Source organism: Amycolatopsis sp. NPDC058340, from assembly GCF_042723975.1.
GTDB lineage: Bacteria > Actinomycetota > Actinomycetes > Mycobacteriales > Pseudonocardiaceae > Amycolatopsis.
On the sequence record NZ_JBHXIB010000002.1, the window covers coordinates 39,776 to 62,941 of the forward strand.

22 protein-coding genes are annotated in these 23,166 nt (G+C 67.8%); 13 read left to right on the forward strand and 9 right to left on the reverse strand.

All coding sequences use genetic code 11. The features are described from left to right. Window positions 1-37: 37 nt before the first annotated feature. On the reverse strand, window positions 38-1,258 hold the full coding sequence (locus ACFWIW_RS03645) for a protein kinase (RefSeq protein ID WP_378366952.1): 1,221 nt from the start codon (window positions 1,256-1,258) through the stop codon (window positions 38-40). A 126-nt stretch (window positions 1,259-1,384) separates the two neighbouring features. Between ACFWIW_RS03645 and ACFWIW_RS03650 the strand changes: the two genes are divergently transcribed. The 3 genes from ACFWIW_RS03650 to ACFWIW_RS03660 are packed head-to-tail and all read left to right on the forward strand — an operon-like array spanning window position 1,385 to window position 3,293. After that, window positions 1,385-2,101, forward strand: a complete 717-nt coding sequence (locus ACFWIW_RS03650) for a hypothetical protein (RefSeq protein WP_378366953.1) — start codon at window positions 1,385-1,387, stop codon at window positions 2,099-2,101. A gap of 5 nt (window positions 2,102-2,106) precedes the next feature. Then, window positions 2,107-2,499 (forward strand): hypothetical protein, encoded by a 393-nt coding sequence (locus ACFWIW_RS03655; RefSeq protein WP_378366954.1) that lies wholly within the window; start codon window positions 2,107-2,109, stop codon window positions 2,497-2,499. A gap of 35 nt (window positions 2,500-2,534) precedes the next feature. After that, the gene (locus tag ACFWIW_RS03660; RefSeq protein WP_378366955.1) at window positions 2,535-3,293 is read left to right on the forward strand and encodes a hypothetical protein; all 759 of its coding nucleotides are present in this window, start codon (window positions 2,535-2,537) and stop codon (window positions 3,291-3,293) included. 101 nt (window positions 3,294-3,394) lie between these two features. Here ACFWIW_RS03660 and ACFWIW_RS03665 read toward each other — a convergent pair whose 3' ends face one another. Next, window positions 3,395-3,961, reverse strand: a complete 567-nt coding sequence (locus tag ACFWIW_RS03665; protein ID WP_378366956.1) for a DUF402 domain-containing protein — start codon at window positions 3,959-3,961, stop codon at window positions 3,395-3,397. 171 nt (window positions 3,962-4,132) lie between these two features. Between ACFWIW_RS03665 and ACFWIW_RS03670 the strand changes: the two genes are divergently transcribed. After that, complete coding sequence (locus ACFWIW_RS03670; RefSeq protein WP_378366957.1) at window positions 4,133-4,264, forward strand: hypothetical protein; 132 nt, start codon at window positions 4,133-4,135, stop codon at window positions 4,262-4,264. A gap of 88 nt (window positions 4,265-4,352) precedes the next feature. Here ACFWIW_RS03670 and ACFWIW_RS03675 read toward each other — a convergent pair whose 3' ends face one another. Together ACFWIW_RS03675 and ACFWIW_RS03680 are read right to left on the reverse strand one after the other, a co-directional pair. Beyond that, window positions 4,353-6,737 carry a rhomboid family intramembrane serine protease gene (locus ACFWIW_RS03675; protein WP_378366958.1) on the reverse strand — a complete coding sequence of 795 codons (2,385 nt, stop codon included), beginning with the start codon at window positions 6,735-6,737 and terminating at the stop codon, window positions 4,353-4,355. 65 nt (window positions 6,738-6,802) lie between these two features. Further along, window positions 6,803-8,107 (reverse strand): alpha/beta hydrolase-fold protein, encoded by a 1,305-nt coding sequence (locus tag ACFWIW_RS03680; RefSeq protein WP_378366959.1) that lies wholly within the window; start codon window positions 8,105-8,107, stop codon window positions 6,803-6,805. A gap of 230 nt (window positions 8,108-8,337) precedes the next feature. Here ACFWIW_RS03680 and ACFWIW_RS03685 point away from each other — a divergent pair, with 230 nt between their 5' ends. After that, window positions 8,338-9,465, forward strand: coding sequence for a sensor histidine kinase (locus ACFWIW_RS03685; RefSeq protein WP_378366960.1), 1,128 nt, complete (start codon window positions 8,338-8,340; stop codon window positions 9,463-9,465). Here the strand turns inward: ACFWIW_RS03685 and ACFWIW_RS03690 are convergent. The 3 genes from ACFWIW_RS03690 to ACFWIW_RS03700 form a co-directional block, all read right to left on the reverse strand. After that, complete coding sequence (locus tag ACFWIW_RS03690; protein WP_378366961.1) at window positions 9,456-10,118, reverse strand: response regulator; 663 nt, start codon at window positions 10,116-10,118, stop codon at window positions 9,456-9,458. The genes ACFWIW_RS03685 and ACFWIW_RS03690 overlap by 10 nt on opposite strands. 74 nt (window positions 10,119-10,192) lie before the next feature. Then, the gene (locus ACFWIW_RS03695; RefSeq protein WP_378366962.1) at window positions 10,193-10,897 is read right to left on the reverse strand and encodes a hypothetical protein; all 705 of its coding nucleotides are present in this window, start codon (window positions 10,895-10,897) and stop codon (window positions 10,193-10,195) included. Between the two features lie 95 nt (window positions 10,898-10,992). Next, window positions 10,993-12,279 carry a DUF418 domain-containing protein gene (locus ACFWIW_RS03700; RefSeq protein ID WP_378366963.1) on the reverse strand — a complete coding sequence of 429 codons (1,287 nt, stop codon included), beginning with the start codon at window positions 12,277-12,279 and terminating at the stop codon, window positions 10,993-10,995. Window positions 12,280-12,586: 307 nt separating this feature from the next. Between ACFWIW_RS03700 and ACFWIW_RS03705 the strand changes: the two genes are divergently transcribed. Together ACFWIW_RS03705 and ACFWIW_RS03710 are read left to right on the forward strand one after the other, a co-directional pair. Beyond that, window positions 12,587-12,964, forward strand: a complete 378-nt coding sequence (locus ACFWIW_RS03705) for a hypothetical protein (RefSeq protein WP_378366964.1) — start codon at window positions 12,587-12,589, stop codon at window positions 12,962-12,964. 104 nt (window positions 12,965-13,068) lie between these two features. Continuing rightward, window positions 13,069-13,608 (forward strand): DUF2076 domain-containing protein, encoded by a 540-nt coding sequence (locus ACFWIW_RS03710; RefSeq protein ID WP_378366965.1) that lies wholly within the window; start codon window positions 13,069-13,071, stop codon window positions 13,606-13,608. A gap of 380 nt (window positions 13,609-13,988) precedes the next feature. Here the strand turns inward: ACFWIW_RS03710 and ACFWIW_RS03715 are convergent, their stop codons facing one another. Continuing rightward, the gene (locus ACFWIW_RS03715; RefSeq protein ID WP_378366966.1) at window positions 13,989-14,117 is read right to left on the reverse strand and encodes a hypothetical protein; all 129 of its coding nucleotides are present in this window, start codon (window positions 14,115-14,117) and stop codon (window positions 13,989-13,991) included. Window positions 14,118-14,343: 226 nt separating this feature from the next. Here ACFWIW_RS03715 and ACFWIW_RS03720 point away from each other — a divergent pair, with 226 nt between their 5' ends. Both ACFWIW_RS03720 and ACFWIW_RS03725 read left to right on the forward strand, forming a co-directional pair. After that, window positions 14,344-14,901 carry an alpha/beta hydrolase gene (locus ACFWIW_RS03720; RefSeq protein WP_378366967.1) on the forward strand — a complete coding sequence of 186 codons (558 nt, stop codon included), beginning with the start codon at window positions 14,344-14,346 and terminating at the stop codon, window positions 14,899-14,901. Between the two features lie 50 nt (window positions 14,902-14,951). Then, the gene (locus tag ACFWIW_RS03725) at window positions 14,952-15,992 is read left to right on the forward strand and encodes a sensor histidine kinase (protein ID WP_378366968.1); all 1,041 of its coding nucleotides are present in this window, start codon (window positions 14,952-14,954) and stop codon (window positions 15,990-15,992) included. Between the two features lie 72 nt (window positions 15,993-16,064). Here ACFWIW_RS03725 and ACFWIW_RS03730 read toward each other — a convergent pair whose 3' ends face one another. Then, window positions 16,065-17,543, reverse strand: coding sequence for a non-reducing end alpha-L-arabinofuranosidase family hydrolase (locus tag ACFWIW_RS03730; RefSeq protein WP_378366969.1), 1,479 nt, complete (start codon window positions 17,541-17,543; stop codon window positions 16,065-16,067). 350 nt (window positions 17,544-17,893) lie between these two features. Between ACFWIW_RS03730 and ACFWIW_RS03735 the strand changes: the two genes are divergently transcribed. Genes ACFWIW_RS03735 through yicI form a run of 4 tightly spaced genes read left to right on the forward strand, consistent with a single transcriptional unit; the run spans window position 17,894 to window position 23,152 of the window. Then, window positions 17,894-19,171 (forward strand): ABC transporter substrate-binding protein, encoded by a 1,278-nt coding sequence (locus ACFWIW_RS03735; protein ID WP_378366970.1) that lies wholly within the window; start codon window positions 17,894-17,896, stop codon window positions 19,169-19,171. Continuing rightward, on the forward strand, window positions 19,168-20,052 hold the full coding sequence (locus ACFWIW_RS03740) for a carbohydrate ABC transporter permease (RefSeq protein ID WP_378366971.1): 885 nt from the start codon (window positions 19,168-19,170) through the stop codon (window positions 20,050-20,052). Before ACFWIW_RS03735 ends, ACFWIW_RS03740 begins: the two co-directional genes overlap by 4 nt. Beyond that, window positions 20,049-20,861 carry a carbohydrate ABC transporter permease gene (locus ACFWIW_RS03745; protein ID WP_378366972.1) on the forward strand — a complete coding sequence of 271 codons (813 nt, stop codon included), beginning with the start codon at window positions 20,049-20,051 and terminating at the stop codon, window positions 20,859-20,861. The genes ACFWIW_RS03740 and ACFWIW_RS03745 overlap by 4 nt, the downstream gene beginning before the upstream one ends. Then, the gene (gene yicI, locus ACFWIW_RS03750) at window positions 20,858-23,152 is read left to right on the forward strand and encodes an alpha-xylosidase (protein ID WP_378366973.1); all 2,295 of its coding nucleotides are present in this window, start codon (window positions 20,858-20,860) and stop codon (window positions 23,150-23,152) included. Before ACFWIW_RS03745 ends, yicI begins: the two co-directional genes overlap by 4 nt. Window positions 23,153-23,166: the final 14 nt, after the last annotated feature.

Genomic DNA, 23,166 nt, shown 5'->3' on the forward strand with positions numbered 1-23,166 from the left:
CCACCGTGGACCCCTCCACGGTACAACAGGGCCCGGCTCACTTCCGGCAGACCGCGCCCCGGATGGGACGCGGCGCGCTCTCCCGCACGTCGCCGCCGTCGGTGATCTGGATCAGGAAGCAGTACTTCCGGCCAGGGGCGACGGGGACTTTCATCGTCCGCTGCCGCCGGACGATCGTGGTCTTGGCCTCACCGGTGCCGTCCGCGACGACGACGGCCGAGTCGAACCCCTCCGGTGCCCGCCAGGTCAGCTCGACCATCGAGCCGTGGTCGATCGGCGCGTCCAGTTCCACCCGCGGCGCGGGTTTCGGACTGGTGCTCGTCTTCGCCGGGCTCGGCTGTGCCTCGGCCCGCGGTGCCGGTTCGGGCGAACCAGGGACGAGTAACCAGGCAACGGCCGCGAGCACGGTCGCCGCACCGATGGTGAACACCGGCCAAGCGGACCTCTTGCGGGGTGCGGGTGCCGACACCGGTTCCGGCCCGATGGTCAGGAGAGGGAATCCTTGGAGCCCGCCCGACACCACGACAGGCGGTTCTTCGTCCATAGTGGACTGTTCAGGCGTCAGCGCGGAGAGGATCTCTTCGGCCACGGCCGGCCCGGCCGGTCGGGAATCCGGGTCTTCGGTGAGGAGGTTCTCGATGAGGGCGAGGAGGTCGATCGGCGCGTCCACCCGGTGCAGTTCCGGCCGGTCCGGCCCGGGCGGCAGACCGGTCAGCGCGAAGTGGAGCACGGCGCCGAGCCCGTAGAGGTCCGCGCCTTCACCGTGGGGGCCTTCCGGGGCGAGGAAGTCGCTCCCGTGGTCCGGATCGCGGACGAACACCGGCCGCAGGGTGCGTTCGAAGTCGTTGATCACGGGTTCACCCGACGCGCGGAACAACACGTTGGCGGGGGTGAGCCTGCCGTGGAAGATCCCGGCTTCATGCGCTCTCGCGAGCGTCGACGCGATCGCGGAGCCGAGGACGAGCGTGTCCGCGACCGGCAGCGGGCCGGTGTCCTCGACCAGATCGAGCAGTGACCGGACGCAGAGTTCACCGCGGAGCGCGCACCGGCCGTCGGGCAGTTCCTCGATGGCTTCGGGCACCAGGACCTGGCCGTCCAGCGCGGAAAGCCGCTCCAGTTCGCGTTCCAGCCGGAGGCGGGTGCGCTGGTACAGCCTGCCGGGAAACACCTTGACCGCGACGTCGCCTTCGTCCGTCGGCACGGCGAAGACGGCACCGGCCGATCCGCTGCCGAGCGCTTCCCCGTCCTCCGGTCGCATGACCGCAGAGTAGTGCGGGAAACGCGATCACGGGAGTGCGGATGAACCGCCGATGTACCGGGATTGAACCGTCGCGCGCCACGCTGCTTCTCAGCAGCGACGCCACGGAACAGCGAGGTGGGACGGATGAAGCAGAAGAACAATCTCCGGCGGGCGGCCGTCTACGGCGTCGCCGGTCTCGCCACCGCGGCCATCGGTGCCTCCACCGCGAACGCGATGGTGGACGACCGGCCCGACGAGAAACCGGTGCAGGACACCGCGCAGGCGGCCAGACCGCAGCAGGTCCAGGTGCCGACGCCTGCCCCGGCCCCGCCGAAGCAGGCGGTGCCCCGGCCCGAACCCCAGCCGCGAGCCGAACCGGCCGCGCCGCGGAAGGTGACTCCTCCTCCGGCGTCGGTGACGGCCCCGGTCGTGCCGGCCAAGGTGCCCGTGGCCGCCCCGGTCGTCAAGCAGGCCGTTCCGGTGCAGCGCACGGTGAAGGTCGCGCAGACGGTCAAGAAGGTGACCCACCGGGTTCCGGTGGTGAAGAAGGCGGCGGTCGTCAAACCGCGCGTGGTGAAGACGGCCGCGCCGAAACTGTCGAGCGTTCCCCCGGAGAAGAAGTTCGTCGTTCGCGCCGCGATCGCCGAGAAGGCTCCGCGCACGATCCGCGAACAGCTGCAGGACAAGGCGAAAGCCGTCGACACCGCGAACGAAGCGGTGGAGCGGGCGAACAAGGCACTGGACAAGGCCAAGGACGACCTGAAAAAGGCCAAGGGTGAGCTGAAAAAGCTCCGGGAGAGCGTGAAGAAACCGAAGGACGACGACAAGCCGGTCAAGATCATGACCGGTGACCGGGATTGAGCGCCATGACCACGACCCTCGCCGAACGACCGGCACTTTCCCTGTGGGCGGCCTTCCGGAAGTTTTCCGTCCCCCTCGCCCCGCGGCCCCGATATCTGGTGATCCCGCGGGAAGCGTGGCTGGACCAGCGACCGTCCATTCCGGACACCGAAGACGACGAACAAGCCGAGTACGACTATTACCTCGAGCACGAAGAAAAGCCGCTCAGCAAGAGCGCGGTCACCGGCTTCGGCGGCGGGACCGCGTCACTGGTCTTCGGGGTGACCACCGGACTGGTCATCGCCACCCCCGTCGGTATCGCCGTCGGGGTGGCCGCCGGGATCTTCGGTGGCCTGATGGGCCGCTCCCTGGCCGAGGAGTTCTACGAACGCCGTCACGAAGACGAAACCCAGCTGTGAACGTCACGGCAGGCAACAGGAAATCGAGGTATCCCATGAACATCAAGCGTGTAGGCGTGCTCGGCGTCGCGGGCCTGACGACCGCCGCCGTCGGCGCGTGGACCTTCGGTGCCTTCGACGGCACGGACGAAGCGACCGCGTCCGCCGCCCCGGCCGCGGCCACCGCACCGAAACCGGTCGCCGCCCCGCAACAGCCGTCCGCCCCGGTCAACCCGCTCGTCCAGCAGGCCGCGCCGCACGCCGCGATCCCCGCGGCGCCGGCCGCGAAACCGGCTCCGGTCAAGAAGGTGGCCAAGATCAAGCCCGCGGCGACGGTGAAGAAGGTGCAGCGCCAGAAGACACGGACCGTCGTGGTCAAGGCGCCGGTCGCCAAGGGCAGCCCTGAACCGCGGCTCGTCCAGCTCCCGCCCCGGGTGATCGTCGTCGAGAAACCCGCCCCCGTCGTGAAGGACAGCTCGAAGAAGATCATCGAGTCGGTCGCGAAGGCCGATGGCTCGGTGGACAAGGCCAAGAAACTCATCGACCAGGCGGGGGACGAGGTCAAGAAGGCCAAGGGGGAGCTCGACAAGGTGAAGAGTGAGCTGAAGAAGCTCAAGTCCGGCAAGCACCAGAGCTCGGCGGAGAAAGCCAAGGACCGCAAGGAGAAGCAGGCGAAGCCGGTGCCTGGCAAGCGAACCGGCAGCGGGCACGTTTCGGTGGACAGCAAGGGCCTGAAGCCCGGCCAGTCCCGCACGGTCACCACGTCCAGCCCGGACGGCAAGTCCTGGTCGAGTGCCACGGTCACGGTCAAGTAGCGTCAGGCTCGTGGGTGGAGATCGGGGCTACGACCCGGATCTCCACCCACGGCCGGGCTCGGCCGTCCCCGGCGGCAGGGTGATCTCGGGTGACGTGACGATCAGCCCGGTGCGGTGACGATCGGTCCCAGCGGGCTGGGCAGCGCCGCCAGGTCGCGCAGCCGCCGGGGCGGGAAGTCGGTCCACTTGTCGCTGGGGTCGCGGGTGGCGTGCAGATGGCGGTCGAGGAAACGCTGCCAGCGGCGCAGTCCGTCGACGGCGGTGGCGAGGTCGAGTTGCCCGGTTTCGATCGCGTCGGCGAACTCGTCGAGATCGAACAAACGCTGATGGCGCCCGTCGGTGGGCACCAGGACATCGGCGTAGAGATCCCGGACGGTGATCGACTTCTCCGCGATCGAGACGTGCACGAGGTCTACGTACCAGGTGGTCGGCCCGGATTCGACGCGGTCGATTCCGGCGGTGGAACGCCAGGCGGGCATCGACATGCTCACCCCGAGGTCGAGCAACACGAACACGCGTTCCAGTAGCGTACCTCCAGGCCAGGGAACGAAGCTGTCCGGCAATCGGAACTCGTAAGCGAGGGTGTCGCCCTGGCGGATGCCGGGCAGTGGCCCGAACAACGGTTCCGGATCGCCATGGGCGCCTCGCCATACTTCGACCTTTTCCATGAACCATTCGTACCCGACACGACGGAAGAGTCGTTTCATTCCACCGGCGGAGGCGGCGCGTCGTCACCTTTCCCCGGATGGGCGCCGTTTCCCGGCGAGCAGGCTCCGGCGCTTCCCGCCCTGGTCTCGTGCACCGTTGCCGTCCGCGATCTGGCCGCGGTGGAGAAGCTGGTGCGGAACAACGGGATTCCACTGGTGCGGGCGTCGTCCGGAGATGTCTTCGTGCCGGCCGCGGCCGCGCTCGGCACCGCGATCGCCTTCCGGCAAGCGGAAGAGCCCGTCGTCGGAAAGGCCGCGAACTGAACTCGCCGACCCTGAGAAGCTGATCTACGGTGAACGCGCTTCGCAATGGCTCCATCGCCGCGCCCGTGGCGCCGGCCCGCAGGCCGCCTCAGCGGCGGCTGATCACCTTGCCCATCAGCTGGAACGCTTGCCTGAACGTGATCCTCGGCAGATACGCCTTGGCGATGGCGTTGCCGACGCTCGGCAACGCCGCCGCCCGCGGGTAGGCCATGTACAGCGGGAGGTACGTGGGCTGGAATTTGGCCTTGAAGGCCAGCAGCGACCGGAATCCGTAGACGGGTTCCAGCGTCTTGCCGACGACGTCGAGCATTCGTTGCAGGAGCACGGTCCGCTCGCCTCGGTCGAGCCGCGCGAGCGGTGCGCCCGACAGGCTCAGGTACTCGGAGCCTTCGTCGCGACAGCGGACGACCATGGACGCGATCAGGAATTCCATCACCCCGGGGAACGCGTCCGGCCCACGGCGCATGAAGTCCAGTGTCCAGGCCACGACCCGGCCTTCGTCGCGGACCGGAAGCCAGCTCGTGACGCCGTGGACACGCCGCTCGTCGTCGACCGCGACAAGACAACGGACGTCGGAGTCGGCGAGCTCGTCAAGCCCGCCGAGGGTGAACCTCATTTCCGGCAGTCCCTTGTCGGCCAGCCAATCCCGGGACAAGGCCTTGATCTGACCGGACATCCACGGCGGGGCGTCCGCATAGGACAGCCACTCGGCGGTGACCCCGGACTTCTTCGCCTTGTTCATCGCGGTGCGGATGTCCTGCCACTTCTTTCCCTTGAATTCCAGTCCTTTCAGCGGGACGACGGTCTCTTCGGCGACCTGAACCGAATTCCACGACGGCAGGTCTCGCCTGAGGTCGTCGGTGATGCTGTAGAAACACGGTGTCCACCCGTTGCGGACGCAGAATCGGGAGAACTCCTGTGCGGCGGCACCGCGCGCGGCCGGTGCGCCGACCGGCTCGCCCGTGGTGAGCGCGACGGAGGAGATGACGCGGTAGGCGATGACGGCCTGGCCGTCCGGAGCGAACCAGTAGTCGTTGCCCGGCCAGGTGATCATATGGGCCATCGAAGTGCCGCCGTGGGACTCGAGCAGTTCGCGGGCGCGGGCGCGGTCGGCCGCGCGTCGTTCGACGATGGCCTTCCTGAACGTGATCAGCCCGCCGGTGAGCACGACGAGCCAGAAGATCACGCCGATCCACTGGTGCAGCATCGTCGCGAGCCTGCCGTTGGGCAGCACCGCCGTTTCGATGGCGCCGAGGTAACCGGGCGGGGCGAACCGGGTCGGGAGGTCGGCGAGGATTCCGCCGATCGTCGCCGTCGGTTCGAACCGGTCGCGAAGCAGATAAGCGCCCCAGACGTAGACGACCGCACAGATCAGCAGCGCCTTGGAGGCGAGACCGGCGAATCTGCGGTAGGTGCCCCGTGGTGCCGAAACGTCGAACTTCGCCCTGGTCACCACCAGCAGTACGAGGATGGCGACCGGCTGCACCAGCGGGGCGAGTGTCTGCACCCAGTCCGCTGTGGACCGGGGCGACGGCTCGTCGGTGTAGGAAGTCAACAGGACGGCGCCCAGGCCGACGAGTACGACGTTCAAGGCCATCGTGGCCCACCAGGCGAATTTCCTGCCCCTGCGCAAGCCTTCGGCCAGAACCAGCAGCAGAACCACCGGGACGATCGACATGAGGGCGGAGCCGAGCCCGCTCATCCGGACCTCGGCGCGCAGCCTGCGGCACTCCACCAGCGCGCCGGGATCGGCGCAAGTGGAATCCACGAAGGCGAGATCCGGTTGCGATCCGACCAAGAGGTACTGGAGCACCGAGAGGGGACCGCTCGCGGTCTGCGACACCGCGGCGACCAGCGGACCGACCGCCGACGCCGCAACAGCCAAGGCCACCAGGAGGCGGGCCTCACCCCTGGAGGGCGGTGACGGTTCCTCCAAGCGCTTGCGCTCGATCGGCATGCCGAGCGTAAGCCCGATCAGAGCCGCGAAGACCTGTGACAGCTGAATCAAGGACCCGACGTACAAGGCCGGCATGATCACGGCCAGCAGGAGGATCAGGCGCAGGCGCCTCCGCCAGACGGTGGACAGCGCCGACGTCGCGGCGACGGCGACCCCGATGGCGCCGGCGGACGGGCCGACTTCGACCGCCGACAGCAGATCGGCGGACCACCATTCGTCGGCGCCCGACCCGATGACGATCACCGCTGTCGCCGTAGTTCCCAGCAGCTGCGTGAGCAAAAAGATCGACACGGTCCGCACGGTCGACAAGTGCCGTTCGGCGAAGCCGCACAAGACCGCGACGAGAATGGTGTTCCCGACGTACTGGGCGAGTCCGCCGGACCAGAACGTCGAGGTGAACGGCGTCCACCACTGACCTCGCAGCCATTGGTCGAAGCCGAACCCGACCTTGTCCAGCATGGCGCCGGACGGGCCGGACCACAGGCTCCCGGTGGCCGGCCCGATCAGCCAAGGCAACACCACCATCGTGGAGGTGAAAGGAACGCCCAGTGGAATACGGGCGACTTTGCCGAACCATGCCTTCACTGCTTGACCAGTCCCATCCGGCCTGCCAGCCAGGCGAGTGAATCGCGCAGCCCGGCGGACCATGCTTGCCAGTTGTGCGTACCCGGCGTTTCACGCCAGGTGACCTTGATCCCGTTGCGCTGAGCGGCTTCGAAGACACGCTTCTGCTGCGGCAGGAACACCGAGTCGGACCTGCCGACAGTGAAGACGCCCGCGGATCCGGGGTAGCGGTGGGTGGTGAGCAGGTCGACCGGGTTGAACCGGCGGAACGCCTGCTCGTCCCCGCCGAAGGCCTCGTCGATGGTTCTGGCCCGCGAGCCGAGGGTCGGTTCGTCCTGGCCGGAGATGTCCACGAAGGTGGGAAACACCATCGGCCTGCGCAAGGCCAGTTGGAGTGCGCACGTTCCACCATAGGAATAGCCCGCTACCGCCCATTTCGTGCTGTCCGGGTCGACTTGGAGGGTTTTCTTGATCCAGCCGGGGACATCCCCGGTCAAGTAGGTCTCGCTGCGGCCGAGACGCGAATCGACGCAGAGCGGGTTCGCGAAGCCGCTGCCGGTGGCGTCCGGCATCACGACGACCGGAGCGAGTCCCTTGTGTGCCGCGGCGAACCGGTCCATCATCGTCGCGACCTGACCGCCGTCGATCCAGTCACGCGGCCCGCCGGGCTGACCGTGGAGCAGGACGAGCACCGGCAGCAGGGGGCGAGGCGAGGCCCGGTAGGCGGGCGGCAGATAGAGATACGCGTTCCGGGTCACCGGAAAGTGTGATGCCGCCGCGGGAATGGAGACCTGGGTGACCACACCGTTCTTCGGCATCGTGGAAGGCGGCTGCCAGCCGTCGAGCAGCGCCCGCCCCGGTGCCCGCGGAAGGGACGGCCCGGACACCGAGTGCAGGCTCGTGAAGGGGATCTCGTTGGCAGGCGGCAGTTCTAGGGCCGCCCGCAGGCTGGGGAACTGTCCGTAGTGCGCGTTGATGTTCGCTCCGGCGGCCAGCACCACCGCCAGGCAGGCGAGAACGCTGACACCGCGCCGCGGCCATCCGCTTCGCCGTTGCCACCCGATGGCCAGCCCGAACCCGAACAGCGCGACGCCGATCCACGCGACGACGCCGCGTGGCACCGGGTCGGGAAAGGGCTTCCACAGGACGTCGACGACCAGCCAGAGCAGGAACAGGATCACCGAGCACGTGGCCGCGACGATCGGTACCGTCCGCGACCACCACCGGCGATCCCGCCGGAACAGCAGCACGGCACCGGCGACCAGACCGGCCACGGTGACGACGGCCGGTACGGCCCCGCGCACCAGGTCCCAGTCCAGCACAGTGAATACTCCCGTTCGATCGTTCGCCGGTGGCGGGCGAAGCCTCCTCATTCACGGTAAATGCGGCATGACCTGTCCACCATGGACGGAGCCGGGAACCGGACCCACAACCGGATGGTGGGCCGGAGAGTCCAGCCGACCGGCGGGGGAGAACCAGCCACCTGACGGATGGACCGCGAGCGCGACGGTGAAGTTTCGCCTCCGTGAAGCCGAAAGCCCATAATGGCCCGGTGGATGAACGATCAGGCGCCGAGGTGACGCCCCGGCGGCGCGTCCCTTCGTGGGCGGTGGACGTGGCCTTGATCGGCCTGGCGATACTGGACGCGTGGCTCGGTCTCGAGCAGGCCGGCCTGAGTGCCAAGGCGGCGGCCGGTGTCGCGATCCTCGCACTGCTGATCCGGCGGCGGTATCCCTACGTCGGTTTCGTGCTGACTTTGCCGATGCTGGCGTTCTCGTTCTCGGTCGTCGCGGTTCTGATCGCGCTGTACAGCGTCGCGGTCGAGACCCGCGACCGGCGCCTGGTCACGTTGTGCGCGGCGGTCGTGATCCTCGGCTACGCCGTGCCCTGGCACGGCCAGATCGACGTGGAATCGGGGCGGTCGATTCTGATCGACGCGCTTTACGCGCTGTTGATGGGCGCCGCGCCCGCCGTCCTCGGTCAGCTTGTGCAGGCGCGAAGGGATTTGACGTTACGGCTCAAGGAGATCGCGGAGGCACGCGATCACGAGCGGCTGCTGATCGAACAGACGATCCTGGCCAAGGAGCGGGCTCAGCTGGCCCGTGAGATGCATGACGTCGTGTCACACCAGGTCAGTCTCATCGCGGTACAGGCCGGGGTGCTGCAGGTCGCCCCGGCCGGCCCGGACACGAAGGACGTCGCGTCCTCCATTCGACGGCTCAGCGTCGACACTCTCGATGAGCTTCGCCATATGGTGACGCTGCTGCGGGCGTCCGGGGGTGCCTCGACGGATCTCGCCCCGCAGCCGACGCTCGCCGTGCTGCCGTCGCTGATCGCCAACAGCGGTATCGAGACGACGATCGAAGGCGAGCTTCCGTCCGATGTGGACGCCGCCACACAGCGGGCGGTCTACCGCACGGTTCAGGAAGCGCTGACCAACGTGCGTAAACACGCGCCGGGGGCCACCGCCGCCGTGCACCTGTGGCACCACGAGAACGGCATGGGGGTCACGATCACCAACGGCCCGTCGACCAGGCCGACGCTGTCCCTGCCCAGCGCTCAACACGGTTTGATCGGCCTGCGGGAGCGGGCCGAGCTGCTGGACGGGACACTGGCGGCCGGGCCGACACCCGGCGGGGGATACCGGGTGCAGCTCCGCCTTCCGCCGGCTCAGGGCTGATTTCGGTCCTGGTCCCGCAACAGCCCCGCACGCTGCGCGAGGAGCGCCGCCTGGACCCGGCTGTTCACCTTGAGCTTGGTGAGGATCGCGCTGACGTGGTCCTTGATCGTGCCGACGCTGAGATGCACCCTGGCGCCGATGTCCGCATTGGACAGTCCTTCGGCGATCAGCACCAGGACGTCGCGCTCCCGGTCGGACAGCCGCGCCACACCGTCGACGGCTTTCGCGTCGGCGCCCGAATCGAGGAATCCGTCCACAACGGACCGGGTGACCTTCGGCGAAAGCACCACCCCGCCGCTCGCCAAGGTCCGCACCAGCTGCGCGAGATGCTCCGGCTCGGTGTCCTTGAGCAGGAAACCCGAGGCGCCGGAGCGGAGCGCGGTCGCGATGTACTCGTCCGAGTCGAACGTGGTCAGCATCGCCACGACAGGCGGATTGGGCAGGGCGCGCAGCTGCCGCAGGATGGTCAGGCCGTCGACGTCCGGCATCCGGATGTCGAGCAGAACGACGTCCGGCTTGTGCACCCCGATCTCGCGCACCGCCTGCGCGCCGGTCGCGGTGGCCACCACGTCGATGTCACCGGCGGCCCGCAGGATCAGCTGGAATCCCGAACGGACCAGCGCCTCGTCGTCGACCACCACTACCCGGATCACATTCCACTCCTACACACCACGCCGGACCACCGGGAAGAGAATAAGCGCCATCACCACGATCCCGCGCATCGTGTTCAGAAGTCCGGCAGATCGTCGAAACCGACGTCGTCCGGCGCGAACACGCCCTGACCGCCCGCTTCGAAACCGTCTTGCCAGGCCTGCGCCGCCGCGACACCCGCCATTCCCGCGAACAGCGAACCGAACAGCACGGCCGCCCCGGCGCCCCACGCGCCACCGATCAGCGCCGGCTTCCACCACGGCCGGTTGTACCAGCCCTCCGGCACCGAACGCCCAGCGACCTGGCCACCGGGGTAGTAGTGCGGCGTGTCGTGACCGGGCCTCGGCGATGCTTCGTACGTCGCACCCTCGACTTCGACCTTGCGATGCTCCGTGACCGCGCCCGCCCGCGCGCGCTCGGCGTCGGCCGGGAGCGCGGGACCCGGATCCAAAGCCATCGCGACTCGTGCCGCGCGGATGTAGTACAGGCCTTCCAACGCGGTCTCCTTGGCCAAACCCGCCTGTCCGATGGTCCGGGCCAGGGCCAGCTGTGAACCGGCGGCGGTGTACCGCTCCGACGCGTCCGCCAAGGCCTGCTTCGCCGCGGCGTTGGTCCCGGTCAGATGCAGCACCTGACCGGCGAGCCGCTCCACCCAGCGGCGCGCCTCGGAAAGCGCTTCGTCCAGCCGTCGTTTCTTGGCCACGGCCTGGAGACGCGTGACGAGCAGGCCGGTCCCGAAAGCGAGAGCGGCCAGGACGGCCAGAACAATCGCGAAACTCATGAAGAACACTCCGAAGTGGTGACGGGATTCGGTTGAGGGGGTCGTGAGTGGTGATGACGGTTAGAACCGTCATCACCACTCACGACCCCGGTGACTCACCGGACGAATTTCGCCGCCTTGGTGGCGAGGTGGAGCAGGTACTCCAGCGGTCCGCGGCGGAAGAAGCGCGACCAGAGCCAGGCGAAGACGGTGGCCCCGACGATGAACCAGAACAGCACCATGGCGGAGTCGTTCCCGGCGCCCTGGCCCTTTCCGAGTGCCCCGGTCTGCCCGCCCACCAGGAAGTGGCCGACGTAGAGGGTCAGCGACATGGTGCCGACGGCGATGACCGGAGCCAGCAGCCGCCGCGGCAGCCACGACAGCCTGGTCAACAGCACCGTCGCCCCCACCACCACGATGATCGCGATGCCCACACTGCCGACCAGGTCGAAGGTGGAGGAGCTGTGCGGCCTGGCCAGCAACAGCCCCCAGCCCGATCCGTCCATACCCTTCGGGCCGCCTTCGGCCATGGCCTTCGCGCCTTCGCCCAGGGATTCGACGACCGCCGAACCCGTCTTCTCGGCGCCACGGCCCCATGGCTGCTCCGCGGCTTCCCGAAGGCCGTCGATGAACCTGGTCAGCAGCCAAGGCACTCCGTAGCCGAAGGCGACGAGCGCGGCGCCGATCGCGGCCAGCCGCCGCCGCACCTCGCCGGAGCCGATGTCCATCCGTCCCAGCGCCATCCCGGCGACCACGAACGTCATCCAGGTGATGGTCGGGTAAAGCCCGCTGAGGAGAAGGTCCAGTACGCCGACCTCACTGAGCCGCTTGAGCGGGTCATAGGCGTTGACGGTCTCGGTGATCGGCCCGCTCACCAGAGCCGTCAGGCCGAACTTCGCCAGTGGAGTGACGACCGCGAGCACGGCCGCGATGATCGCGAGGGTCTTGGCCCGCAGCCGTAGCAGAGGCAGCGCCAGCAGGAAGTAGACCCCGTAGTAAGCGAGGATGACGACGGTTCCGGCGTCGGTCATCGCCAACAGGGTGCCCATCACGAACAGGATCACGGCGCGGATCACGATCCGGGCCCGGGCCTGCCGTGCCGCCAAACCGGTCTTCGGCTCCAGCCTGCCGGCGATCAGCATCAGCGAGAACCCCGCGAGGGTGGCGAAAAGCGCCGACGCCCGGCCTTCCGCCAACCCGAGCAGCCATCCGCCGAAGCCGCTCACGGCGGTCGGCGCCGGTCCGAGGTGCACGGCGTACATGCCGAATACGGCGAGCGCGCGGGCCAGGTCCACCCCGATCAGCCGCGCCGTCGACGGTCCGGCCTCCACGGAGACGGCGGGTTCGGCGAGTTCGGGCTGTGTGGAAGGCGGCGATCCCTGGGAGGACTCTGTCTGCGACATACTCAAAACGTCGCAATGCCGAGGCGCGCCGACCATCCGGCAGGTGTCGAGCGTGGCCGGCCGGTCGGCTGGAAGTCCCCGCCGGTCGGATGGCAGGGAGCCGCCGCCGGTCCGATGAAATCGGCTCGGGGATTCACCTACCGTCGCCACGGGAAATGTTCCGGAAACCGGGAGAGAATTCATGCGACGCACAGCAGTCGCCGTGGCCGTGGCAACCTGCCTCGTCGTGACGGGATGTGGAGGCCAGGCGAGCAAGTCGTCCTCCACGAGTTCGAGCAGCACATCGAAGAGCGCGGCTCCACAGGTGATGAAATTCGGCGAGGAGCGGACCGGAAAGCGCGGTGTCATTTCCGTCGGTAAACCCGCGGGCCACGAATTGCCCGCTGATCCGCAACGGCCGAAAGAACTGACACGTGGCGCGAAGTTCACCATCACCGTTCGCAATACGACCCAAAAGGCGCTGGAGGCCTCGGCCTTCACCTTCGCCGCGACCACGAACGGTGCCGCGTCGGTGAGCGTCACCGACGCGGCCAAGGGCATCGGGGACAAACTCCCCGCCGATGTCCTCCCTGGCGCGGACCGCGCCTTCGGATTCGTCGTGGCGCTACCGGCTAACCCGGCCGAGGTGACGATCAAAATCGCTTACCAGGGCGTCAATCCGCTCTACTGGACCGGCACCGCCTGACCGGTCGGCCACGGGCAGCCACCTGGCGGGGTGTTTCCGGCCGGGTCACCGATGCCGGATCTCTCCGGCTTCGCACAGGATTGAAGCAGACGAAGGGAGATCCCATGGAACACGAAGACCGGCAGCTCGTTCTCGGCCTCGCCGAACGACTTCGCCAGGCCCAGCCGGTGTACAAGGACCCGGAGGTCGCCGACCTGATCACCAGGCAGATCGCCGGACAGCCGGACGCGATGTACCTCTTGGTCGGCGCCGTCCTGATGCAGGAGGACGCCCTGCGTAACGCGAAGACACGCATCGCCGAGCTGGAGCGTTCCATGCCTTACCAAGACCCTTATGGGAATCACCGGGATCCCTATGGGGCACAGCAGGATCCGTATGGCCATCCTCCGGCGCAGTCCGGCGGCGGATTCCTCTCGGGCATGTTCGGCCGTGGCCGCGACACCGGGGAAGGCCAGCAGGGCCGCCCGGGCGGAGGAGGGTTCCTCAAGACGGCCGCCGCGGCCGCGGCGGGTGTCGCCGGTGGCGGGCTGCTGCTCGGCGGGCTCACCGGAGCCTTCGGCGGGAACGAGGCCGCCGCGGGCGAGCAACAGCACCACGGCGGCCAGGACGGCGGGATGGACCACGGCGGCGACGATCAGTGGTGATCCGCGAAGAACCACCGATGGCTGCTGTCGTCGTCCCCGCGTAGCGGCAGCCGTCGGTACAACCGGCGGCGGCTCATTCCCCGAGCTTCCGTGAGTCGCCGCCGGGCCCCTTATGAAGGCTACCGACCGAAGGAGCCGCCATGGGTGCCGCCATCCCAGTGCTCCCTCGTGAGGTCGTCGAACACGCACAGGCGACCGGGGCACTCGAATCCCCTTGGATCTGGGGGACTTTCGCGTCGCTGGCCGTCGTGGCCGCGATGCTCGCGTTCCGGTTCCGCGGCCGGACCAGAGCACGCCGGAGCGCCATCGCGGTCATGGTGTGCTGTGTCCTGCTCGTCGCGGTGACCGCCACCAACAGCTACGTCGGCTACATCCGGACGTCACGAGATCTCGCGCTTTTGCTCCAGCGTGGCGGTGGACCGCTGCGTGCGCTCGGCGAGATGATCGACGACGGATCCGCCGATTCGCGCGCCCGGCCTGCCGGTTTCGCCACCCCCGAAGGCGTTCACGCGCCGATCCTCGAACGTCTCGCGATCGCCGATCCCGCCAACGCCGTACCGGAGGGGCGGACGTACGTCCTGCTCCCACCCGGCTACCACGACCGTGCCAACGACAACCGGCGCTATCCCGTCACCTACCTCGTGCACGGCTTCCCGGCCGCTCCGGAAGACTGGCTCGGCGCCGGTGACGCGCCGGGAACCCTGCGCATGGCCTACCGGCACCGGGCGATCGCTGATGATCGTCGTGTCCGTCGACCTGACCGCGGGGCAGCCCGGACGAGATCTGGACGGTCTCGACCTCCCTGGTGGCCCCCGGCTGGAAACCTACCTGGCGCGAACGGTCGTCACCACGATCGACCGGTACTACCGGACCGTCCCCGATCGCACCCACCGGGCGCTGGGCGGCATGTCGGGTGGCGCCTTCGCCGCGTTGAACATCGGCTTGCGCCACACCGGCGAGTTCGCCGCGCTGCTGCTCACCATGCCGTACGACACCACCACCAACGACGCGTTGCTCGGCTCCGGCCCGGCACTCGTCGCCGCCAACACACCGCGGACCTACCTGCCGACCATGCCGTTCCCGGATCCCGTCGCCACCATCCTCACCGCCGGAACCGGCGCCCCAGCGGACATCGCCACCGCGAACCGCATCGCCGACGCCCTCCACGCCCGCGGGCAGGGCGCCGTGGTCCTCGCGCAGCGCGGCTACAACCACACCTGGCATACGGCCCGCGCCGCCCTTCCCTACCTGCTCGCCTTCGCGGACTCGGTGTTCAAGAACGGGCCCAGGTAGGGCAAGAACGCCCACCCGCCGCCGGGGTGGCCTTACCTTGGAGTGTTCTCGTGAATATCTTGATCATCCTGATCGTGCTGTCCGGTGCCGCCTTCTTGTGTGGCCTGCTGTACCTGCGGTTCCAGGACATCGTGTCCTTGGTGGCGACCTTGCCGGCGGTCGTGTTCCCCGGCGCGATAGTCGCGGCGTTGGCCGCGTTGTACACCGTCGCCGCCCGATACCGGAGCTGGTGGCTGCTCACGGGTTGCTGGCTGGTCACCGCCGGTACCCTCGCCTTTCCGCTGCTCGATGTGGCGCCGCAGTTCTGGCACACGGAGATGCTGCTCGGTGTCATCTACTTCACCATGACGGCGGGAGCGCCGATCCTTCTCGGCCGGTTCCTGCACAGCAGGCGCGAGCTGGCGCTGCGGCTGAACGAAGTGAAAGAGGCCAGGGAACACGAACGGCGGCTGGACGCCCAGGCGGTCCTGGCCAAGGAACGCAACCAGCTGGCCCGCGAGATGCATGACGTCGTCTCGCATCAGGTGAGCCTCATCGCGGTGCAGGCAGGCGCGATGAAGGTCAGCACCACGGACCCCGCGTCGAAGGCGGCGGCGGAGAACATCCGGCAGCTGTCGGTGAACACGCTGGACGAGCTGCGCCATATGGTGAATCTGCTGCGTGCCTCCGGGACACCGGCGACCGAGCTCACCCCTCAGCCCATGCTGACCGACCTCCACCGGCTCATCGACAACAGCGCGATCGACGCCCGGCTCGTGGGGGACGCTTCCGGGGATCTCGAACCGCCGGTGCAGCGGGCCATCTATCGCACCATCCAGGAGGCGCTGACCAACGTCCGCAAGCACGCGCCGGGCGCGCGCGTCACCATCGACCTCAGCCGGGACGACACGGATCTGACCGTCACGGTCACCAACTCCCGGCCCACCAGACCGACCCTCGCCCTGCCCAGCGCCCGCCACGGACTCGTCGGCTTGCAGGAACGGGCCGCGCTGCTGGGCGGAAGGCTGCACGCCGGATCGATGCCCGACGGTGGCTTCCGGCTCAGGCTGTGGCTCCCGCTCGCGGTGCACGGGGGACACGGCCCGAAGTGAGCTCGTCGGCTGACGTCGCGAAAGCCGCTTTCCCGACCTTCGACGTTGCGAAAGCGGCTTTCGCGACGAGTTTCACCGCTGCAGGGTCAGCACGCCCGGCCGGTAGGGCAGGAGGCCGTAGGGCGTGCCATCGGATTTGGGGTCACGACCCTGGTAGAGCATCTGCAGATTGCAGGGGTCGACGGATTTGGTCTGATCCGGGTTGGCGCGAACCAGATCGCCGTGGCTGACGTCGTTGGTCCAGGCGGCGCCACTGTTGGCTTTGCCCGCGAACGGGTTGCTTTCGGTCGCCGCCTGCGGGGTCCACGAACCGCCCAAGCCGGTCGCGGTGAACGACCGGAAGTAGCGTCCGTTCGCCCCTTGTGCCTCGACGATCATGAGGTACTGGTTCTGGCCCTGGACCTTGTAGACCTCCACCGCTTCGAACAGGTTGGCAGGCGTGTCGCTCATGATCTTCGTGTAGTTCGAGCCGAAACTCCCGGGGAAGTTTCCGATGGGCATGACGGCGCGGTAGATGTTGCCGAGGTCGTCGGCGAAGAACAGGTACATGTTCGTGTCGTCGGCGATGATGGTCTGGTCGAGAGGTGCCCCCACGGGAAGGCGGCCCGTGAACAGCGTCTGCGGCGCGGACCAGCCGTTGGGGTTGGTGGGGTCGTTCGATGTGCGGTAGGAGAAGGTCGGCCCGCCCCATTGATAGGCGAGTACCCAGATGTTCTTCGGGGCGAAATGGAACAAGGTGGGTGCGACGGCACCGATGGACAACGTGTTCTGGGTCGCGGTGGCCATGTCGGACCAGTTCGTGAAGGGGCTGAAGCTCATCGAACCCCAGCTCGTGCCGGTGTCGTGCGTGGTGCCGTAGACGAGGTGCTTGCCGTTGTGGACGACCGTGGTGAAGTCCTTGAGCGAGACCCACCCCGGCTTCGGGTTCGCCAGTGGGCCGGTCGACGTCCAGCGGTACGTCGACGGCAGTGTGCAGGCCCCGGTACCTCCGGCGACCTTGACGAGCTGCCGCTGCTGGTTGCCGCCGTTCCAGTCGCCCCACTGCACGACGCTCGCGCCGTCGGCGGTCGAGCCGCCCTGCACTTCGACCGCCTTGCCGCTGTTGCGGTTGAGCAGCCGGACGTATCCGTCGCCGGAGTCGGCGAGCCTGAATCGCTGGTTGGTGCCGCCGTTGTCCGTCCACTGCACCACGGCGGCGCCGTCGGCCGTCGAGGCCTCCCGGACGTCGGCGACCTTGCCGGAATGCCGTGCGCGCAGCCGGTAGTCTCCGCCTCCGGCGTCCAGGAAGCGGAACTGCTGGTTCGTGGCGTTCGTGCGGGTCCATTGGACGAGTCCGGCGCCTTCGGCGGCGGACGCCCCGCTGACGTCGAGCGCCTTGCCGCTGTTGCGGTTCACCAGGACGTACCAGGCTGTGGTGTCCACTGTGGCGGCAGCCGCCGGCGTGGGGGCCGCGGTGAGCAGCCCGCCGACGGACGTCACGACCACCGCGGCGGCGAGCCCCGACTTCCACCGGCGACGCCACCTGGAGGTGCGCACGGACCCGATCGACATGGCATCTTCCTTTCCTCGGTGACTGTTAGCGCTAACATGCGGGGAGATCGGCACTGAACGAGCGGTGATCGAGGGGATGGCAGCCGGATGTGGTGCGAGTGAGCGTGCCAATGGACTGTGAACGATGCCGCCTCGCGCGTCAAGGTGGTGCGGAGGTTTTCGAAATACTCCCGAAAAGGGCGTGACAGTAGAGGGCGGAGTCGCGCCAGGTCAAGCCGTTGTGCTGATCGGGCGCACGGCTCTATCGTGTCATCGAAGCGCTTCGACAATCGGATCACCGCGGATTCGGGGAGGCGCCCCGTCGTGTTCGCGCCGGTGGCCCTCGCCAGACTTTCCTGGAGGAAACCTTGATGTCCAAGCGAGTACTGGCCGCCGCGATGGTCGCCGTGCTGGCGATCGCGGGCTGCGGGTCCGGATCCGGCAGTGGCGACCCGAAGACGTTGAAGCTGTGGCACTACGAGGCGCCGGACAGTGCGATGGGGGTGGCTTGGGCCGAGGCGATCAAGCAGTTCGAAGCGAGCCACCCCGGCGTCAAGGTCGCCTTCGAGGAGAAGGGGTTCGAGCAGATCCAGAAGACCGCGCCGATGGTGCTCAATTCGGGAGACGCGCCGGATGTCTTGGAGTACAACAAGGGCAACGCCACCGCGGGGCTGCTTTCCAAGCAGGGCTTGCTGACCGACATCAGCGAAGAGGTCGCCAAACGCGGCTGGGACAAGCAGCTCACCCCGGCGCTCCAGACCACAGCCCGTTACGACGAGAACGGCGTCATGGGATCCGGCAACTGGTACGGCGTCCCGAATTACGCCGAGTACGTGAAGATCTTCTACAACAAGGACATGTTCGCGCGGCAGGGGCTCGAACCGCCAAGGACGATCGAGCAGCTGACCGCCGCCATGGACAAGTTCACCACGGCCGGGATCACCCCGCTGGCCGTCGGCGGCTCGGAGTACCCGGCGCACCAGGTCCTGTACCAGCTGGCCCTGACCAAGGCCGACCGCGGCTGGGTGGACCGCTATCAGCGCTACACCGGCAAGGTGGACTTCCACGACGCCGCGTGGACCTACGGCGCGACGACCTTCGCCGACTGGGTGAAGAAGGGGTACATCAGCAAGGATTCCGCCGGGGTCGACGCCGAGGGTATGGGCATGTCGTTCATGCAGGGCAAATACCCGATCATGATCAGCGGCAGCTGGTGGTACGGCAGGCTGGTCCAGAGCATCAAGGACTTCCAGTGGGGTTCGGTCCCGTGGCCGGGGATGACTTCGGGGTCCGCGGGCAACATGTGGGTCATCCCCAAGGGATCGAAGAACCGCGACCTCGCGCTCGACTTCATCGCGATCACGATGTCCCAGCCCATTCAGGACAAGCTGCGTGAGGCAGGCGGCGTCCCGGTGGTGAACGGTCCCACGCCACCGGCGGAGCCGAGGCTGAAGGATCTGGTGGAGGACTTCACCGCTCTGTCCACACAGGACAAGCTGGCGTTCTATCCCGACTGGCCCGCGCCCGGGTACTACGACGTCCACGTCTCGGCGACGCAGAAACTCATCACCTCGAGCGCGCAGCCGTCGCAGGTGCTCGACGAGCTCGCCAAGCCCTACGAAGAGAATCTGGCGAACGTCGGCAAATGACCAGGGGACGGGGAAACTACCTGTTCTTCCTGATCCCCGGCGCGCTGCTGCTGATCGCGGTGATCCTGGTGCCGTTCGCGATGAACATCGGCATCAGCTTCACCCAGTGGTCCGGTGCCGGTGATCCGAAGTGGACAGGGCTGGAGAACTACCGGCGGCTGTTCGCGGACGACGTCTTCTGGGCGTCGTTCCGCCACAACCTCGGGCTCGTGGTGGCGATGGCCGTCGTGCCTGCCGTGGCCGGGCTGGTGATCGCGGCCGCGCTGTTCGATTTCGTGGCCAAGCGGTTCGGGACGCGGGCGGCCGCCATCCTGCGCGCCTGTGTCTATCTGCCGCAGGTGCTGCCGATCGCGGTGGCAGGCATCGTGTGGAGCTGGCTTCTGGCGCCCGAGGGCGCGGTGAACGAAGTCCTCTCCGCCGTCGGGCTCGGCTCGCTCGCCCAGAACTGGCTGGGCGACCCGGATGTCGCGCTGTGGAGCGTGATGGGGGTGATGGTGTGGATCCAGGTCGGCTACCCGGTGGTCATTTTCATGGCCGGGATGCAGCGAGCGGATCCTTCGCTGCACGAGGCGGCGGAGCTGGACGGTGCGTCGTGGTGGGGCCGGTTCTGGCATGTGACGGTGCCCCAGCTGCGGCCCGAGGTGTTCGTGGTCCTGCTGACCTGCACCATCGCCGCGCTGAAGGTGTTCGGGCCGATCTACGTGCTGACCAGGGGCGGCCCGGGAGGGTCCACCAACGTGCCGTCGTACTACTCGTTCCAGAACTTCTTCGAGAAGACGCAGGTCGGCTACGGCGCGGCGATTGCGACCGTGCTCACGGTGCTGATCCTCGTGCTCACCACGGTGTTCCTCCGGGTCCAGAAGCGGGGTGAGCGTACGTGAAACGGCAGGTGACGCTCTGGTCGTTGATCGTGCTCGCGGTCGTGATGCTGGCGCCGTTCCTGGTCGTGGCGCTGAACGCGCTGAAATCCCCGGCCGAATACACGGCGGACGGACCGCTGTCCTTTCCGGACGGGGTGTATCTGCAAGGGCTGATCGATTTCTGGGTCCGGGTCGGGTTCGGGCAGAAACTGCTCAACAGCCTCGTGATCAGCGGTTCGGTCGCGGTGCTCGCGGTGGTGATCTCGGTGCTGAACGCGTACGCGCTGGGCATCGGCCGGGTCCGTGGCCGCACGTGGATCCTGGTCGCCTTCCTCATCGCGAACACGCTGCCGCAGGAAGCGCTGGCGTACCCGCTGTACTTCCTCGCCAACGAGACCGGCCTTTACGACACGCGGCTCGGCGTGATCATCATCTTCACGATCATCCAGGCCGCGTTCGGCACCTATCTGCTGTCCTCGACCTACGTCGGATTCCCGCACGAACTGCTCGAGGCCGCCTATCTCGACGGGGCGAACAAATGGCAGACCCTGGTGCGGGTCGTGGTGCCGATCAGCAGGCCGACGCTCGGCGTGCTGTTCGTGTTCTTCTTCATCTGGACGTGGAACGAGTTCTTCCTGCCGCTGATCCTGCTCATCTCCAACGACACCCAGACCGTCCCGGTCGCACTGGGTGTGCTGCAGGGCCAGCGGATGATGGACGCGACCATGACCAGTGCCTCGGCGTTGCTCGGGGTCATCCCGGCGATCGCCTTCTTCCTGATCTTCCAGCGGACGTTGACACGTGGCATCACGGCAGGGGCGGTCAAATGAAGTTCAGCAACGGCTATTGGCTACTGCGCGACGGGGTACAGGCGGCGCATCCGGTGGAGGTGTACGACCTCACCGCGGGGGACGGCCGGATCGTGGTGCACGCCCCGACCCATCCCGTCCGCCATCGCGGAGACCTGTTGAAGGGGCCGGTGGTGACGGTCGGGTTCTCCTCGCCGATGCCGGACGTGATCGGCGTGAGCGTCACGCATTTCGAGGGCGGGCTGCCGCGAGAACCCCGCTTCGGGCTGTCGACCGTCGACGAGGAGGCGAAAGTCTCCGAGGACGGGCACACGCTCACCGCGGGCGCGTTGTCGGCGCGGCTCCACCGAGGCGAAGGGTGGAAGGTCGACTTCGTCGCGGACGGCAAGGTGCTCACCACCAGCGGGGCCAAGGGTATGGGCTTCATGAGTCTCGACGGCGAGCATCATGTCCGTGACCAGCTGGACCTCTCGGTGGGGACCCAGGTCTACGGGCTCGGCGAGCGATTCGGGCCGCTGGTGCGCAACGGGCAGGTCGTCGACATCTGGAACGCCGACGCCGGCACGAGCAGTGAACAGGCCTACAAGAACGTCCCGTTCTATCTGACCAACGCCGGCTACGGCGTGTTCGTCGATCATCCGGGGCACGTGTCCTTCGAGGTCGCCTCCGAAGCGGTGTCGCGGGTGCAGTTCAGCGTCGTGGGCCAGTCCCTCGAGTACTTCGTCATCTACGGGCCGAGCCCGAAGGAGATCCTGCGCAAGTACACGGCGCTGACCGGCAGACCGGCGCTCCCGCCCGTGTGGTCCTTCGGGCTGTGGCTGTCGACGTCGTTCACCACCTCCTACGACGAGGAGACCGTCTCCGGGTTCGTCGACGGCATGATCGAACGCGATCTGCCGCTGAGCGTGTTCCATTTCGACTGCTTCTGGATGCGCGAATTCAACTGGTGCGACTTCGAATGGGACCCGAGGACGTTCCCGGATCCCGTCGGCATGCTGGAGCGGCTGAAAGCGCGGGACCTGCGCATCTCGGTGTGGATCAACCCGTATGTGGCGCAACGGTCACCGTTGTTCGCCGAGGGTGTCGCCGGTGGGTACCTGCTGCGGAAACCGAACGGTGACGTGTGGCAGTGGGATCTCTGGCAGCCGGGAATGGCGCTGGTCGACTTCACCAACCCCGCCGCACGCGCGTGGTACGCGTCCAAATTGGACACTCTGCTCGAACAAGGCGTGGACTGTTTCAAGACCGACTTCGGCGAGCGGGTGCCGACGGACGTCGTCTACTTCGACGGATCCGATCCCGAACGGATGCACAACTACTACACCTATCTCTACAACCAGACCGTGTTCGACGTGCTCCGCAAGCGGCGCGGGGAGGGCGAAGCCGTGGTGTTCGCGCGCTCGGCCACGACGGGGTCTCAGCAGTTCCCGGTGCATTGGGGCGGCGACTGCGAATCGACGTACGAGTCGATGGCCGAGAGCCTGCGCGGCGGCCTTTCCCTCGGCCTGTCCGGTTTCGGGTACTGGAGTCACGACATCGGCGGCTTCGAAGGCACCCCGGATCCGGCGCTGTTCAAACGCTGGATCGCCTTCGGGATGCTGTCTTCGCACAGCCGGTTGCACGGCAGTTCGTCCTACCGGGTGCCCTGGCTGTTCGACGAGGAGGCCGTCGACGTCCTGCGGGTGTTCTCCAAGCTCAAGGCACGGCTGATGCCGTACCTGTGGCATGCGGCGGCACAGGCGGCGGCCGAGGGCATACCGATGATGCGGGCGATGGCGCTGGAATTCCCCGCCGATCCGGCGTGCGCCCACCTGGAGCGGCAGTACATGCTCGGCGACTCGCTCCTGGTGGCCCCGGTGTTCTCGGACGAGGGCGAAGTGACCTACTACGTCCCGGACGGTGTCTGGACCGACTTCTTCACCGGCGAGGAGATCCAGGGGCCGCGGTGGGTGACCACCGTCTGCGACATGCTCACCGTCCCGCTGCTCGTCCGTCCCGGCACCGTCCTGCCGCTGGGCGCCGTCGACGACCGGCCGGACTACGACTACGCCGACGGTGTCACGCTGAGGCTGTACCGGCTCGAAGACGGTGCCAGGATCACCACACCCGTCGGCGGTTCGACGTTCCATACCCGCCGGGACGGCGACAGCGTCCACATCGACGTCGACTCCGCGCCCGACGGCTGGCAGGTGGCCTTTCCCTCGGGTGACGAGACGATCGTGGCGACCGGGAGCGCGTTGACGATTCGCGGCGCCGTCTCCCGGACGGACGACTCCCCGCGGACCGGCCGCGTTCGCGAGTCGTCCGTCTGATCACACGTGCCGTC

Coding starts and splice junctions, on each gene's coding strand:
- ACFWIW_RS03705 (WP_378366964.1), top strand. CDS start 12,587: ATGAAATTCGGCGAGGAGCGGACCGGAAAGCGCGGTGTCATTTCCGTC.
- ACFWIW_RS03650 (WP_378366953.1), top strand. CDS start 1,385: ATGAAGCAGAAGAACAATCTCCGGCGGGCGGCCGTCTACGGCGTCGCC.
- ACFWIW_RS03695 (WP_378366962.1), bottom strand. CDS start 10,897: ATGAGTTTCGCGATTGTTCTGGCCGTCCTGGCCGCTCTCGCTTTCGGG.
- ACFWIW_RS03710 (WP_378366965.1), top strand. CDS start 13,069: ATGGAACACGAAGACCGGCAGCTCGTTCTCGGCCTCGCCGAACGACTT.
- ACFWIW_RS03655 (WP_378366954.1), top strand. CDS start 2,107: ATGACCACGACCCTCGCCGAACGACCGGCACTTTCCCTGTGGGCGGCC.
- ACFWIW_RS03730 (WP_378366969.1), bottom strand. CDS start 17,543: ATGTCGATCGGGTCCGTGCGCACCTCCAGGTGGCGTCGCCGGTGGAAG.
- ACFWIW_RS03700 (WP_378366963.1), bottom strand. CDS start 12,279: ATGTCGCAGACAGAGTCCTCCCAGGGATCGCCGCCTTCCACACAGCCC.
- ACFWIW_RS03660 (WP_378366955.1), top strand. CDS start 2,535: ATGAACATCAAGCGTGTAGGCGTGCTCGGCGTCGCGGGCCTGACGACC.
- ACFWIW_RS03735 (WP_378366970.1), top strand. CDS start 17,894: ATGTCCAAGCGAGTACTGGCCGCCGCGATGGTCGCCGTGCTGGCGATC.
- ACFWIW_RS03645 (WP_378366952.1), bottom strand. CDS start 1,258: ATGCGACCGGAGGACGGGGAAGCGCTCGGCAGCGGATCGGCCGGTGCC.
- ACFWIW_RS03720 (WP_378366967.1), top strand. CDS start 14,344: ATGATCGTCGTGTCCGTCGACCTGACCGCGGGGCAGCCCGGACGAGAT.
- yicI (WP_378366973.1), top strand. CDS start 20,858: ATGAAGTTCAGCAACGGCTATTGGCTACTGCGCGACGGGGTACAGGCG.
- ACFWIW_RS03665 (WP_378366956.1), bottom strand. CDS start 3,961: ATGGAAAAGGTCGAAGTATGGCGAGGCGCCCATGGCGATCCGGAACCG.
- ACFWIW_RS03740 (WP_378366971.1), top strand. CDS start 19,168: ATGACCAGGGGACGGGGAAACTACCTGTTCTTCCTGATCCCCGGCGCG.